16 protein-coding genes and 1 pseudogene are annotated in these 14,638 nt (G+C 42.7%); all 17 read right to left on the minus strand.

Going from position 1 to position 14,638, the window contains the following annotated elements:
- A pseudogene (locus tag cpu_RS08755) lies at positions 1–376 on the minus strand (shikimate dehydrogenase); the annotation flags it as partial.
- A 2-nt stretch (positions 377–378) separates the two neighbouring features.
- Positions 379–909 carry a transcriptional regulator gene (locus cpu_RS08760; protein WP_075859635.1) on the minus strand — a complete coding sequence of 177 codons (531 nt, stop codon included), beginning with the start codon at positions 907–909 and terminating at the stop codon, positions 379–381.
- Positions 910–1,044: 135 nt separating this feature from the next.
- Positions 1,045–2,007 (minus strand): tRNA dihydrouridine synthase DusB, encoded by a 963-nt coding sequence (dusB, locus tag cpu_RS08765; protein WP_075859636.1) that lies wholly within the window; start codon positions 2,005–2,007, stop codon positions 1,045–1,047.
- On the minus strand, positions 1,985–2,755 hold the full coding sequence (locus cpu_RS08770) for a type III pantothenate kinase (RefSeq protein ID WP_075859637.1): 771 nt from the start codon (positions 2,753–2,755) through the stop codon (positions 1,985–1,987). Before cpu_RS08770 ends, dusB begins: the two co-directional genes overlap by 23 nt.
- Positions 2,739–3,719 (minus strand): biotin--[acetyl-CoA-carboxylase] ligase, encoded by a 981-nt coding sequence (locus tag cpu_RS08775; RefSeq protein ID WP_075859638.1) that lies wholly within the window; start codon positions 3,717–3,719, stop codon positions 2,739–2,741. Before cpu_RS08775 ends, cpu_RS08770 begins: the two co-directional genes overlap by 17 nt.
- Positions 3,716–4,567 (minus strand): carboxylating nicotinate-nucleotide diphosphorylase, encoded by an 852-nt coding sequence (gene nadC, locus cpu_RS08780; protein WP_200800669.1) that lies wholly within the window; start codon positions 4,565–4,567, stop codon positions 3,716–3,718. The genes cpu_RS08775 and nadC overlap by 4 nt, the downstream gene beginning before the upstream one ends.
- Before the next feature lie 4 nt (positions 4,568–4,571).
- A complete protein-coding gene (nadB, locus tag cpu_RS08785; RefSeq protein WP_075859640.1) occupies positions 4,572–6,131 on the minus strand; it encodes an L-aspartate oxidase in 1,560 nt (519 codons plus the stop codon).
- 12 nt (positions 6,132–6,143) lie between these two features.
- On the minus strand, positions 6,144–7,064 hold the full coding sequence (nadA, locus tag cpu_RS08790) for a quinolinate synthase NadA (protein ID WP_075859641.1): 921 nt from the start codon (positions 7,062–7,064) through the stop codon (positions 6,144–6,146).
- A gap of 11 nt (positions 7,065–7,075) precedes the next feature.
- Positions 7,076–7,447 carry an aspartate 1-decarboxylase gene (panD, locus tag cpu_RS08795; protein ID WP_439951473.1) on the minus strand — a complete coding sequence of 124 codons (372 nt, stop codon included), beginning with the start codon at positions 7,445–7,447 and terminating at the stop codon, positions 7,076–7,078.
- Positions 7,448–7,460: 13 nt separating this feature from the next.
- Positions 7,461–8,312: a pantoate--beta-alanine ligase gene (gene panC, locus cpu_RS08800; RefSeq protein WP_075859643.1), complete on the minus strand. Its 852-nt coding sequence runs from the start codon at positions 8,310–8,312 to the stop codon at positions 7,461–7,463.
- Between the two features lie 20 nt (positions 8,313–8,332).
- Positions 8,333–9,163, minus strand: a complete 831-nt coding sequence (gene panB, locus cpu_RS08805; protein ID WP_075859644.1) for a 3-methyl-2-oxobutanoate hydroxymethyltransferase — start codon at positions 9,161–9,163, stop codon at positions 8,333–8,335.
- A complete protein-coding gene (locus cpu_RS08810) occupies positions 9,160–10,035 on the minus strand; it encodes a Rossmann-like and DUF2520 domain-containing protein (RefSeq protein WP_075859645.1) in 876 nt (291 codons plus the stop codon). The genes panB and cpu_RS08810 overlap by 4 nt, the downstream gene beginning before the upstream one ends.
- Before the next feature lie 212 nt (positions 10,036–10,247).
- Complete coding sequence (folK, locus tag cpu_RS08815) at positions 10,248–10,733, minus strand: 2-amino-4-hydroxy-6-hydroxymethyldihydropteridine diphosphokinase (RefSeq protein WP_075859646.1); 486 nt, start codon at positions 10,731–10,733, stop codon at positions 10,248–10,250.
- Between the two features lies 1 nt (position 10,734).
- Positions 10,735–11,094, minus strand: coding sequence for a dihydroneopterin aldolase (gene folB, locus cpu_RS08820; RefSeq protein ID WP_075859647.1), 360 nt, complete (start codon positions 11,092–11,094; stop codon positions 10,735–10,737).
- 11 nt (positions 11,095–11,105) lie between these two features.
- Positions 11,106–12,287 carry a dihydropteroate synthase gene (gene folP / locus cpu_RS14385; RefSeq protein ID WP_075859648.1) on the minus strand — a complete coding sequence of 394 codons (1,182 nt, stop codon included), beginning with the start codon at positions 12,285–12,287 and terminating at the stop codon, positions 11,106–11,108.
- 13 nt (positions 12,288–12,300) lie between these two features.
- On the minus strand, positions 12,301–12,783 hold the full coding sequence (locus tag cpu_RS08830) for an HD domain-containing protein (RefSeq protein WP_075859649.1): 483 nt from the start codon (positions 12,781–12,783) through the stop codon (positions 12,301–12,303).
- A gap of 68 nt (positions 12,784–12,851) precedes the next feature.
- Positions 12,852–14,522: a formate--tetrahydrofolate ligase gene (locus cpu_RS08835; protein ID WP_075859650.1), complete on the minus strand. Its 1,671-nt coding sequence runs from the start codon at positions 14,520–14,522 to the stop codon at positions 12,852–12,854.
- Positions 14,523–14,638 lie beyond the last annotated feature (116 nt).

Genomic DNA, 14,638 nt, shown 5'->3' on the forward strand with positions numbered 1-14,638 from the left:
TGTTTCCAGTTGTAACGGCAATATTAAGGTTTTTTGCTACAGTAATCCCGGCATCGCCTACTACCGAAGTAAACGCCCCAAGGCCAACGATTTTCGCCCCCAGTCTTTCTGCAACTTTTCCCGCCTCAATAATTTTCCCCAGGACAAATTCTTCGGGTAACTCTAGCATTTGCCGGGAAGTCAAAGGACAGGTAATAAAATACCCCTCTACCTCATTATAGGAAGATTTTACCCCGGTTATGTGGGAAGCTTTAAAAGCTGGTAGTTTTTTTAAACCCCATTCCACAATCCGGTCTGGAAGAAATTTAGCAAAACCAAATTTTTTTGCTACATCCTTAACTTCCAGTGGATGTATTATAAATGCAAACTTATCCACCATTACTTACCTCCCCGCACTGATTTTATAGCTTCTCTTAAAATTTCTGGATCGAGATATACATCTTCCTCAATGGGTGTTTGTCCAATGGTTATGCCTATTACTTCTCGATCAACTATTGCCTGAGCCACTTTTACCCGCATATCAGAACCAATCATGATTACCGTATCAAACTGCTGGGCTGCCGCGATTAGCTCCATTAAAAGGTTTACCAGTTCCGCCGCTGATTTCCCCTCAATAAACTCCCAACGTTCCTTATCGGTCATCAAAAGAGTAAAATCTACCCCTTCCTCCTGGCATACTTTCATTAACTCTTCGGTATTTTTTAAAGGAAAACCAAAAACCGCAATTTTCGTTCCTTTACGAATTTCCCCAATTCCTTCTAATCTCGAGATAAACGTCCGCTCCAACCCCAGGATATTAGCTGTTTCCTGCTGCGAATAACCTTGAGAACGAAGCCTCAAAATTTCGTCCACCATTCGGTCTATTTTATCCCGGGAAATAACTTTATCTCCAATCCGAACAATCCTCATAAACATACCCCTTAAAAAATATATTCCCTAAAAAGAAAAATATGTACACAATTTCGTGTACATATTTTAACATTATTATCCTTATGATGCAACTACTATAATTCTTAATATTTTCTAATATTTCTTATTAATTTCTTAAATATTTTTTATAGTTAGGACAACTTCCCTAACTTCTTCCGGGGTTTTGGCTTTATTTAATATTTCTCTTAGCCTGGAAGCCCCAGGAACGCCCTTTAAATACCATCCGCCGTGTTTTCTCATTTCTCGCACCGCTATGTATTCATCTTTAAATTTTAAAAGATACGTAAAATGCCTTAAAAAAATTTCTGCCTTTTCCTGAAAAGTTGGTGAAGGCAGCATTATGCCGCTTTCAAGATAGGTTACTATTTGCCGGATAAGCCAGGGATTACCCATTACCGCCCGTCCAACCATAATAAAATCCACACCAGTTTCCAGAATCATTTCCCGGGCTTTTTGGGGAGTATCCACATCACCATTACCCGCCACCGGTATTTTTACCGCCTCTTTTACCCGGCGAATTATCTCCCAGTCGGCCTTGCCCGAATAATACTGCTCCCGGGTTCGTCCATGGACAGCAATCATATCGGCTCCTGCCTCTTCCATCCTTTTAGCAAAATCAACAGCATTTACCGTGTTATCGTCAAACCCTTTTCTTATTTTTACCGATACTGGAACAGAAACGGCTTTTTTTACTGCTGTAACAATCCTTTCCGCCAGTTCCGGCTTAAGCATTAAAGCTGCTCCTTCACCGTTTTTAACAATTTTCGGAGCAGGACAGCCCATATTGATATCTACCATACTGGCTCCGGCTTCTTCAACAATTCGGGCCGCTTCGGCCATTTTCTCCGGGTCACTACCAAAAATTTGAACTGCCACTGGCAAGGCTTCTCCCTCTAAATTGACCATTTGCCTAGTCCTGGGATTACCGTGTAGTAGGGCTAAATCATTAATCATTTCAGTAACGGTAAGCCCCGCACCAAAAGATTGACAGATAAGCCGAAAAGCCTTATCCGTAACACCGGCCATGGGCGCAACAATTACCGGATTTTTCAGCTTAATTGGCCTTGTTTCTTTCATAAATCAACCTGATACCCTCCAGTGTTAAATGCTGATCCACCCGTTCTATTTGTCGGGAATCGGATGCAATAAGCTCCGCTAAACCGCCTGTAGCAATTACCTTGGTATTATTACCTAGCTCTTTTTTCATCCGGGTACAGATTTCGTCTACCTGTCCAATAAAACCATAAACTATCCCCGCCTGCATTGCAGTAACGGTATTTTTACCAATAATATTTAATGGTTTTACCAGCTCAATCCGTGGAAGCTTAGAAGCCCGGGCAAAGAGGGCTTCGGTAGAAATTCCGATTCCCGGACTTATAGCCCCACCAATATACTCACCTTTTTCATTAATGGCATCAAAAGTGGTAGCCGTTCCAAAATCCACAACAATAAGTGGACCCCCGTAAATATGGTAACCAGCCACGGCATTTACTATCCGGTCAGCCCCCACCTCCCGGGGATTTTCAAACTTAATTTTAAGACCGGTTTTAACTCCAGGTCCAATTACCAGGGGACGGATCTGAAAATATTCATAGGAAAGCTTTTCAAAGACTGGGGTTAAAGGCGGTACTACTGAAGCTAGACCAATGCCCTCAATATCTTTAAAATTAAGGTTTAAAAAGGAAAAAAAGTTTCTTATTATAACCGCATACTCATCAGTAGTTTTACTGCGATCGGAAGCCATCCGCCAAGTTTTAACTAATTTTTTGTTCTCATAAACCCCTAAAACCGTATTGGTATTGCCAATATCAATGGCTAAAAACATCCTTTTCCTCCTTTCTCCTTAAACTTATTTCACCAGCCGCAAAGCGCCTTGTGGTAAACCCATCTTGGATAATTAAGGCACCATCGTCAGCAAGGCCAGAAAGCCGTCCTGAATACTCATGGCTTCCGGAAATGATCTTTACCTCTTCCCCCCTAAAGGCCAGCCTCTTTTCGTACTCTTTTAAAATACGGGCAAATTCTCCTTTTTTAAACAGCTCATACTGCTCCTCAAAATAGCCTAAAAAGGAAGCCAGTAACTTTAATCTTGAAACAATAGCTACATGTTCTTTTAAAAAAGTAGCAGGATAGGAAAAACTCTCCCTTTCGTTTAAAGGTTCTATATTAATCCCTACACCCACCACAGCAAAAATAGTTCTTTCCGCTTCGGCGGACATTTCGGTAAGTATGCCGGCAACTTTCTTACCTTTAATTAAAAGGTCATTGGGCCATTTAATTTTTGCCTCTACTCCCAAATTTTCTACCGCTTGCCCAAGAGCAAGACCCGCTAATAATGTTAGCTTTGGTAATTCCACTGGCGGCAAATTTGGATATAATATTATGCTAAAATATAACCCTTGACCTACAGGAGATGCCCAACTGCGGCCAAGCCTACCTCTTCCTGTGGTTTGACCGTTAGCCGATACCAAAAAACCTTCGGGCACCCCCATAACCGCTAATTCTTTTGCCCGATCGTTAGTTGAGCCAATTAAATTATGGTATTCACCGGTACGACCCATAAAACGTGTTTTCAAAAAAGGTTTTAAAAGATAATACGCCGGAACATCGGGATAAGCCATCAGTTTATAGCCTCGTTTGGGGTGCGCCTCAAATTTATAACCTTCCCGTTCTAACTCTTTTATGTGTTTCCAAACTGCAGTTCTAGTTACTCCAATTTTTTTCGAGATTTCTTCACCCGATAAATAATCCTGGCGTCCAATTAACATGGCTATAATTTCTTCTTTCATTGTCCGGACTCCTTTAGACTACCTAAATCAAGGCTTAAATCTAGCGCCTTTACCGAATGAGTTAGGGCGCCAAGAGAAATGATGTCTACTCCTGCCTTAGCGTATTCTAGAATATTTTCCTCATTTATCCCTCCGGAAGCTTCCAGGAGGACCTTCCCTCTGGTAATTATTTTTGCCTCTTTTACCTTTGCTGGGGACATGTTATCAAGCATCACAATATCTGCGCCCGCTTCCATCGCTTCCTTTAACTCTGCCAAAGATTCCACCTCAACTTCAATTTTTAAGGTGTGAGGAGCATACCGGCGAGCCCGGGCTACTGCCTCCCTTATACCGCCGGCGGCTTTAATATGGTTATCTTTAATTAAAATACCATCACTTAAGTTAAACCGGTGATTGAAACCCCCGCCTACCCGCACTGCATATTTAGAAAGCCAACGAAGCCCCGGGACAGTTTTACGGGTATCCACTACCCGTACCGGGTAATCTTTTACTCTTTCAATTATCCTTCGGGTTTTCGTAGCAATTCCTGAGAGAAACTGAAGATAATTTAACGCAACTCTCTCTCCCATTAAAATCACTTCTGCCGGCCCAAATATTTTGGCTACCACCTGTCCCGGCACAACTTCATCCCCATCCTTTACTAAATACTCAATATGTATTTCGGAACTAAGGAAACGATAAACCTCATCCAGCACAAAAAGCCCGGCAATCACTCCGGGCTCTTTTACCTTGATAAATCCCACTGTCCTGGCTTCACTTACCACCATTGCCTCGGTCGTTATATCCCCAAGACCAATGTCTTCTTCCATTGCTAAGCGAATTTGTTCACGTACATAAAAAGGTAACACCCTATCACCTCGATAAAACAATATGTTTTTGCCAGAGAAAGTCATCCCTTAAAGGATAATCTTCTCGAAAGTGAGCCCCCCGGCTTTCCTCCCGGATTAAAGCTGCAAGAGCAATTAAGCTTGCAGTTTGGTATAAGTTTGCAGCCACCGCTTCTTCAATAGAAGTAACTGGTAAAGAAATTTTTAACTCCCTTAAATTTTTTAGAAGCCTTTTCAGCCCCTGGCCATTTCGGATAATTCCGGCATGTTCCCACATTAAGTCTTTAATTTTTGTCATAGCTTCCCTTGTACTAATTCCATCGATCTTCTCACCTTTAAAAGCTGCTACTTCAGGATAGTTCACCCGGGTAGTCTTTAAGATATTTTTCGTGCGTTCTACAATCCGGTAGCCAAAAACCAAACCATCCAGCAGGGAATTAGAAGCCAAACGGTTAGCCCCATGAACCCCCTGGCAGGCTACCTCCCCACAGGCATAAAGCCTGGCTAAATCCGTTTCCCCCCAGATGTTGGTTCGAACTCCTCCCATAAAATAATGCGCCGCCGGTAACACCGGAATTAAATCCTTTTTAGGATCTAATCCATTTTCCTTTAATGTTTTTACAATTCTTGGTATTCCCGCTAACTGTTCCTCAGTAAAACTACGTATATCCAAAAACACTGGACCTTTTTGCGCTTGATCCCAGATAGCTCTTGCTACCACATCTCGAGGAGCAAGGTCGGCAAGCTCGTGGTAGTTTTTCATAAAATACTCCCCAGCCGCGTTTACGAGTTTGGCCCCTTCTCCCCGGACAGCTTCACTGATAAGAAATTTTTGCCGGCCAGGCAAATTTAAGGCGGTAGGGTGAAACTGGAAAAACTCCATATCCATTACTCCTGCCCCTGCCCGGTAAGCCATGGCAATACCGTCTCCGGTAGCTACTTCCGGATTGGTAGTCTCCCGGAAAACTTGACCGGCACCGCCAGTGGCCAAAACCGTAAACTTACTTAAAAATAAACGTAAATGCCCTTTCTCGTCCCAGGCTAAGGCGCCAAGGCACTCCCGGTCTTCGGTAATTAAATCTAAAGTAAAATGATTCTCCATTATCCGGATATGGGGATGGTTTTTAGCTTGGATCGATAAAACCCGCTGAATTTCTTCCCCCGTAGTATCTCCCCGGTATAAAATCCTGCGGCGCCGATGGGCTCCTTCCATTCTAAGGGCGAGTTTTCCATCTTTACGGTGAAAATCCGCTCCTAACTCCACTAAATGGTGAACCCGTTCAATTCCATCCTCCACCAGTACCCGCACCGCTTCCGGATTACATAAACCTGCTCCAGCTTCAATAGTATCCTGATAGTGAAGTTCCGGTGAATCATCTTCCGGATCAACCGCCGCTGCAATCCCCCCCTGAGCTAAGTCGGTATTGGTATCTCCCAAATTTTTCTTTGTTAAAACCACTACCTCCCCATAGCGGGCGGCATTTAAGGCAGCATAAAGTCCAGCAATTCCGCTACCGATTACCAGGTAATCGGATTTATACACCGGAACGCCGGATAAGTCAAAATCAATAAGATACCGGCGCAATCTCTTCTCCCCCTAACCAATAGCAAGCATTTTCTCTAGAGCCTGTAGGGCTTTTTGGGCAATTTCCGGTTCAACCTCAATTTGCGGCTCCAAAGTTTCTAAAGACAGCTTAACTTTTTCAATTGTTGTCAATTTCATATTGGGACAAACAAGTTTAGGTGATGCAAGATAGCACTTTTTGTGAGGCGCTTTTTTGGAAAGCTGATGCATAATCCCAGCCTCAGTACCAATTATAAACTCATCTCCTGGGTCGTTCACCACATAGTTTATAATACCAGTGGTGCTAAATACTCCATCGGCTAAGGCCACCACCTCCGGTCTACATTCCGGATGGACTAAGACTTTAGCATTGGGATATTGGGCCTTTGCTTCACGAATATCATCGGGGGTTAACCGCTGGTGGGTATTGCAATAACCTTCCCAAAGGATTAACTTCCGACCGGTTTTTTTAGCGACATAGTTTCCAAGATTCTGGTCAGGCGTAAAAATAATTTCCTTATCCGAAGGAATACTCTCCACAACTTTTACGGCATTGGCCGAAGTGCAAATTATATCACTTTCAGCCTTGACCGCCGCTGAGGAATTAACATAAGTAACTACCACCGCTCCCGGGTGCTGGGCTTTTTTAGCTCGTAAGCTTTCGGCAGTAATGGTATCCGCTAATGGACATCCTGCATCAATTTCTGGCAGTAATACTATTTTATCCGGGGATAGAATTTTAGCACTTTCAGCCATAAAATGAACTCCAGCAAAAACTATCACTTTTGCCGAAGTCTTAGCCGCCGTACGGGCAAGGCCCAGGGAGTCACCTACATAATCAGCTACTTCCTGGACTTCCGGCCGCTGGTAAAGGTGGGCAAGGATGATAGCATCTTTTTCTTTTTTTAGCCTTACCACCTCGTCCATAATTTTTCGGGTCTTTTCATCAAACATCTCTTTCACTCCTATTCTCTTTGGCCATGAACCTCTTTTTCTTCTATTTTAACGATTTTATTTTTTTCATCAACAAAAACCACTGTCGGTTGCCAATTTTTTGCCTCTTTTTCATCCATTAAGGCATAGGCAATAATAATAATTTTATCTCCCACCTGGCAAAGCCGAGCCGCGGCACCATTTAAGCTAATAACCCCACTACCCCTTTGACCGGGAATAGTATAGGTTTCAAGTCGCGCCCCATTATTTAAATTTACCACCTGTACCTTTTCATTGGGCAAAATTCCTGAAGCCTCTAAAAGTTCTTCATCAATTGTTATACTACCTACGTAATTTAAATTAGCCTCGGTAACCGTTGCCCGGTGAATTTTTCCTTTCATCATGGTCAAAAACACCTTAATCTACCTCCAAAATAAAATTATCTATTAACCGGGTACTCCCTATATAGACCGCTAGAGCTATGATGAATTTGCCCTGAATTTTTTCCATGACCTTTAAATCCGGAACTGACCGAACTTCAACATAATCAATCCGGGCTAGAGGTTCAGTTTTTATATACTCTTCAATTAGTTGTTTTAGCTTTTCCGGGTTTCTCTCTCCGTTTTTCACAAGTTCTTCACCGCGTTTTAATGCCCGGTACAGAATAGTTGCTGCTCTTCGCTCCTCGGGATTTAAATAGGTATTGCGTGAGCTCATCGCCAGACCATCTTCTTCCCGACGGGTAGGTACCCGAACTATTTCTACGTTGAAGTTTAAATCCCGCACTAACTTTTCTATAATAAAAAGTTGCTGGGCATCCTTTTGACCAAAAAAGGCCAAGTCTGGAGTAACAATGTTAAAAAGCTTGGTAACTACTGTAGTAACACCTTTAAAATGCCCTGGACGGGATTTGCCGCACATCACCTCGGTAATTTCCCCGCTAACTTCCACATAGGTAGAAAAACCTTCTCGGTACATCTCTTCAGCAGGAGGAGCAAATACGCAGTCAACCCCTTCTTCCTGAAGAAGTGCTAAATCTCGCTCCAGATCCCGAGGATATTTGGCAAAATCTTCACTTGGGCCAAACTGCAAAGGATTGACAAAAATTGATACTATTACCACATCAGCCTGCTGTTTGGCCGTGCGTACCAAAGATAAATGTCCGTCATGGAGGTAACCCATAGTTGGAACAAAGCCAATAGTTTTACCTTCCCTTTTTTGTTCGGCTATATAAGCTTTAAGAGTTTTTACCTCTGTAAAAAACCGCACTAAGTTCCCTCCTTAAACCATTAATAAATCTTTTCTAAAATCTCTTCAGCAATTGTAAAACTATGTTTTTCTTCTGGAAACTTTTTGTTTTTTACTTCCTCTACATATTTGCCTAAAGCTTCTTTAAATAAACTAGAACTATCCAGATAACGTTTTACAAATTTCGGAAGCATTCTGGGATACATCCCCAAAACATCATGGTAAACCAAGACCTGGCCATCACAATCGGGACCTGAGCCAATGCCAATAGTTGGAATTGAAAGGCTCTGGGTAACTTTCGCCGCCAAAGCCGCCGGCACACACTCTAAAACAATGGAAAACGCCCCTGCTTCTTCTAAAGCTTTAGCATCATCCAAAAGCTTTTGGGCCGTTTTTAAATCTTTTCCTTGAACTTTATAACCGCCGAGGGCATTTACCGACTGCGGAGTAAGCCCGATATGCCCCATTACCGGTATCCCTGCTAAGACAAGCTTAGCCACCAATTCAGCAACTTCACTGCCCCCTTCTAACTTTACCGCCTGAGCTCCCCCTTCTTTTAAAAACCGTCCGGCGTTGTACATTGCGTCGAAAGCATTTGCCTGATATGACATGAAAGGCATATCCGCTACCACCAGGCTTTTTTTGGTCCCCCGCACTACTGCTTTAACGTGGTGAAGCATCTCATCCATAGTAACCGGTATAGTGCTATCATAACCTAAAACCACCATGGCCAAGGAATCCCCCACCAAAAGCACTTCTGCCCCGGCTTCTTCAGCAAAAAGCGCCGATGGATAATCATAGGCGGTAACCATGGCTATTTTTTGCCCCGCCTCTTTCATCTCCTTTAAGGTGTTAACAGTAACCCTGCTCATTTATCGTAAGCCTCCTCGAAAAGTTTTAAGATTTTCTTGCCTTTTTCAGGAAGGTAATCCTCCCGCTTTTTTGCCATCCTTACCGTATGTTTCCCCAAAACCTGATAAAGCTCCATAAGTTTGGGATATTCTTTTAGTCTTTCTAAATGCTGAGCTATTGTTACTGTATCCCCCCGGGCAATAGGGCCAGTTAAGGCTTTTACAGTACCATACTTTTCGATGTTATTTAATGTTCCATAAATCAAAGGTTTTAGCGCTCGAAATCCCTCTTCCCGGTTAATTCCTGAAATTTCTAATAGTTCTAAAGCTGTATCGATTAATGTCACTAAATAGTTGGAAGCCATCACCGCTCCAGTATGATATAAACTTTTTTGGTTTTCTTTTAGATATAATACCTTAGCACCGATAGCCCGTACCAAGTAGGCACCAACTTTAATCCCTTCCGGATCTCCTTCCAGAGAAAAATAAGCCTTGGGCAAAACCTGTCGCCCCATTTCCTGTGAGGCAACCGCCTGCAGGGGGTGCATAGTAAAGGTAATTCCGCCTTTTTCTTTAATCGGACTTAAGATTTTATAACACTGAGAACCACTGGTGTGGGCAAAATATTTCCCTGTAAGATTTGGTAATTTTGCTATTTCGCGGATAACTTTAGCAATTTCTCGGTCAGTAGTAGTTATAAAAATGAGTTCAGACTCCGCTACCAAACTTTCTAAATCCCGATAGACAAAACTGTTTAATTTATAAGCTAATTTTTCAGCGGAAGATAAAGTTTTACTGTAAACCCCACTAATATTAAAACCTTTTTCTCGGAGTAATAACCCTAATGCCCCACCAACCCTGCCTGCACCGATTATCCCAATAGAATTAATCATAAAACCCCCCTCTTTGTGGGTATAGGATAAAAAAAGCCTTCCGAACGGAAGGCTTTTTGTCTCTACTCCCGTCTCGGTCCTCTGGATCCAAGCGGTGGTATTTAATTACTTCAAAGTTAATGTAGGACCCATACCGGTGCCCTCAACGTTATCATAGCAGGTGTAAATCGAGTTTACAATAAGAATTGTGTGGAACATATAAAATAATTTTTTCACAAATTTTTGAATTTTCTAATTCCCTGTTCCTTTTTAAGCCTGGCTGCCGCTTCCCGTAAAGACATCCCCTTTATCTCCCCATCGGGCCACAACTCCAGTAGCGGCAGCACCACAAAGGCCCTCTCGGTAAGACGCGGGTGAGGTAAGGTAAGTTTTTCCCCCTGCCGTTCTTCCCCCTCATACCACAAAAGGTCTAAGTCAATTACCCGCGGGCCGTAGCGGATATGCCTTACCCTTCCCATTTTGGCTTCAATTTGCAGCAATGCCTCTAAAAGTTCCTCGGGGGCAAGCTCTGTCTCTAAAGCTACCGCTGTATTTAAAAACCAGTCCTGCTCTTTATATCCCCAGGGCTCCGTTTCATAAACTCCTGCAGTCTTAATTACTTTAGTAGCTGGTAAACTATTTAGCTCCTCTATAGCTCTTTTGATATTTTCCAGTTTATTACCAAGGTTAGTTCCAACTCCAATATAGGCTAAAGACATATTAACGGCTCCTTTTTATTTCTATATAAACATCACTAAAGCTTTGCGGTAAAGGCGCTCCAGGCTTATGAACAGTAACTTTTACCTCTAAGACCCGGGGAAAATCCGCCAAAATCCTCTGGGCAATTTTTTCAGCTAAAGCTTCAATTAAATTAAAACGGTTATTAACCACTACATCCTCCACTGCCTCTAAAACCTCTTTATAACTTACCGTTTGGGTTAAATCATCCCTTTTTCCCGCAGCCTCTAGCGAAAGGCCTAGTTCTAAATCCAAAATAAACTTCTGCCCCAGCACTTTTTCTTCGGGTAAAACTCCGTGGTAGGCGTAAAAAACTGCACCTTTAATAACAATTTTATCCATCAAAAATCCTCCTACCGCACCATCGCATCAGTCATTTTTGCCACCCGCACCATTTCTTTAACGTCATGAACCCGGATAATATCTACTCCTTTGGCAATACCTAAAGTAACAGTGGCAGCAGTACCTTCTACCCGTTCATTTACCGGTAAGTCCAAGGTTTTTCCAATTAATGATTTCCTGGAAGTTCCAAGAAGAATTGGCTGCCCCAAGCTCTTTAATTCATTTAAACGTTTCATTAAAATTAAGTTGTGCTCTAAACTCTTCCCAAACCCAATCCCGGGATCAATTATTATTTTTTCCCGTGGAATACCGGCCCTAAGACCTATTTTTATACTTTCCTTTAAAAAGCTAATAACTTCTGCTATCAAGTCTTCATACACCGCTTCGGTTTTGTTATGCATCACCACCACCGGTGCCTCATAGCGGGCAGCAACTTCGGCCATTTTGGGATCTTTCTGAAGTCCCCAAACATCATTAATAATATGAGCTCCCGCTTCTAAAACTTTTTCCGCTACAATAGCTTTATAAGTATCCACTGAAATCGGAACTTCAATTTCCCGTACCAGGGCTTCCACTACCGGCAATACCCGGCGGATCTCTTCCTCCGCTGGAACATACTCCGCTCCCGGCCGGGTTGACTCGCCTCCTACATCAATAATATCAGCCCCTTCGGCTACCATTTGCCTGGCATGATTTAACGCCGCTTCAATATCATAGTAGCGCCCACCATCGGAAAAAGAATCGGGGGTAACATTTAAAATTCCCATAATTATAGTTCTTTTTCCAAGGGTAATTTTTTTTCCCCTACAGTCCAGCTCATATTTAGGCAGGCCATTTAAATTGTGTAAAAGTTCCTCAATTTCTTCCGCTAAAGCTTTAAGTCCGAAAGGTTGCATTTTAAGTTTGGGAATAACCTGGCGCCAGACTTTTTCGGTAGCAAAGCATAAAACGTCAGTGGTAGGCACAGTTAAATCTAAAGACCCCCAGGAAGTAGCACAATCCCCCCCTTTGGCTAAAAGTTCTTGTTTTAAAATATTGGCAGCTTTAGTTGCTAAGTTTTTTATTTTAATCGCTCGTAGCACCCCTTTAGGAGCCATCAAATTTTGACCGGGCAAAGTACTGCCAATTTTGGCGATCTCTTTTTTTGCCTCCTCAATATTAGAAAACTCCATGGACCATAAAATATTTTCCATAATAAAACCTCCGTTAATAAAACATCTTTTGGTGAAGTAAGAGCATCTCTTCTCCCTTATGACATTTAGATAAAACTTTACAGCTAAGGCAGGGCCGGGAAAGCTTGTCAGCAAGATATAAGAGCTTAGCAAACCCAGTTGAGTTGCTATTCCGATGGCCAGCTATAGCACCGGTTATTAAGTAAATCTCATCGTCGGTAAATAGTTCTTTTGTCATTAGAATTCTTCGAGCAATCTCCACTCCAATTTTAGCATGATCTAATCCTTTTTGATACTCCTCAACCCTTCCTAGATCATGAAGAAACGCGGTGATATAAACTAATTCTTGAAGTAACTCAAGGTTATTTTCGTAGTTTAATATATGTAAAATTCGGGCCACGTCTAAAAAGTGTTGAACATCATGGCGGCAAAACTCCCTTTCCTTTTCTAAATCAGCAATTATATTAATGCGCCTTACTACTTCTTCATCCCTAACAATCCGCCAAAATCTATCCATGCTCTCCCCAAACTTTCCGTTTATATAGGAAAAAGGGGGATTGCTCCCCCTTTAATTTTAAATTACGTTTAGAATAACCCAGTGATTTTACCATTAGCATCAATGTCAATAACTTCCGCTGCTGGCCGCTTAGGAAGCCCGGGCATGGTCATAATGTCCCCGGTAATCGCTACAATGAAACCAGCCCCCACCGATGCCCGAAGCTCCCGGACGGTGATAGTAAAGCCGGTAGGTCTTCCAAGCTTAGTCGGGTCATCGGATAAGGAGTACTGGGTCTTGGCCATAATCACCGGCATATTGCCAAAGCCCATTTCCTCAAATTTAGCCAGGGTTTTTTCAGCTTCTGCAGTGAAGTTTACCCCATCAGCGCCGTAAATTTCCCGGGCAATGGTTTCTATCTTTTGCTTAATTGACATTTCTAAGTCATAGAGGAAGCGGAAGTTCGCCGGCTTTTCTTCAATTACTTTAAGAACTTTTTGGGCTAGTTCAATACCACCTTCACCACCCTTAGCCCATACTTCCGAGAGAGCAAACTCCGCCCCCGAAGCTTCAATAAGCTCTTTAAGTTTGTTAAGCTCAGCATCGGTATCAGTGGGGAAGCGGTTAATTGCTACTACTGCAGGTAACCCAAACTTGCCAATATTTTCTATATGCTTTTCAAGGTTAGCAAAACCCCTTTCTAAAGCTTCCAAGTTTTCTTTATTGAGTTCTACTTTCGGTACTCCTCCGTTATATTTAAGCGCCCGCACCGTTGCCACAATAACTACCGCTGAAGGCTTAAAGCCGGCAAACCGGCAAACAACGTTGAAGAACTTTTCAGCGCCAAGGTCAGCACCAAAGCCTGCCTCGGTTACAAGGTAATCAGCAAGTTTTAAGGCAATCTTATCTGCCTGGATGGAGTTGGTGCCATGGGCAATGTTGGCAAAGGGCCCACCGTGCACAAAAGCTGGGGTATGTTCTAAAGTCTGAACTAAGTTTGGTTTAATGGCATCTTTCATTAATACGGTCATAGCTCCAGCAGCTTTCAAGTCCCGGACATATACCGGCTTCTGGTCGTATGTATAACCAATTAAAATTCTATTAAACCTTTCTTTTAAGTCCATGAGGTCGGAGGCAAGGCAAAGGATCGCCATAATTTCTGACGCCACAGTAATGTCAAAGCCTGTCTCCCGGGGTACTCCTTGAGCCGGTCCGCCAAGGCCGATAACTACTTTTCTTAACGCCCGGTCGTTTAAGTCCACCACTCTCCGCCAGACCACCCGTCTCGGGTCAATGCCCAACTCGTTTCCCTGGTGGATGTGATTATCGATCATTGCCGCTAAAAGGTTATGAGCAGTAGTGATCGCGTGCAGGTCTCCAGTAAAGTGGAGGTTAATGTCTTCCATTGGCACTACCTGGGCATAACCACCCCCAGCAGCACCACCCTTTACCCCAAAGCTAGGACCTAAAGAAGGTTCCCGTAAAGCAATAATAGTTTTCTTTCCTAAGCGGTTTAAAGCATCACCTAAACCCACAGTGGTTGTGGTCTTTCCTTCTCCAGCAGGGGTAGGATTTATAGCAGTGACCAGTATTAATTTACCATCTGGGCGGTCTTTAATCTTATCCCAAACATGCGCTGCAATTTTGGCTTTGTACTTCCCATACATCTCAATGTCATCTTCGGTAAGCCCCAGCTTTTCAGCAATCTTAACTATGGGCTCAAGTTTTGCCTCCTGGGCGATTTCGATATCGCTCTTCATTTCCTTTCCCTTCCTTTCTAGTTTTTTATTATTAATTATTATTAAAAAAGCCTTTGCTAACTACTTTGGACATCAATTATTAATATATTCGATTAATATACCAAAATTCCTTCTTA

Origin of the sequence: Carboxydothermus pertinax, assembly GCF_001950255.1 — a bacterium.
In the GTDB taxonomy this organism is placed as follows: Bacteria; Bacillota; Z-2901; order Carboxydothermales; family Carboxydothermaceae; genus Carboxydothermus; species Carboxydothermus pertinax.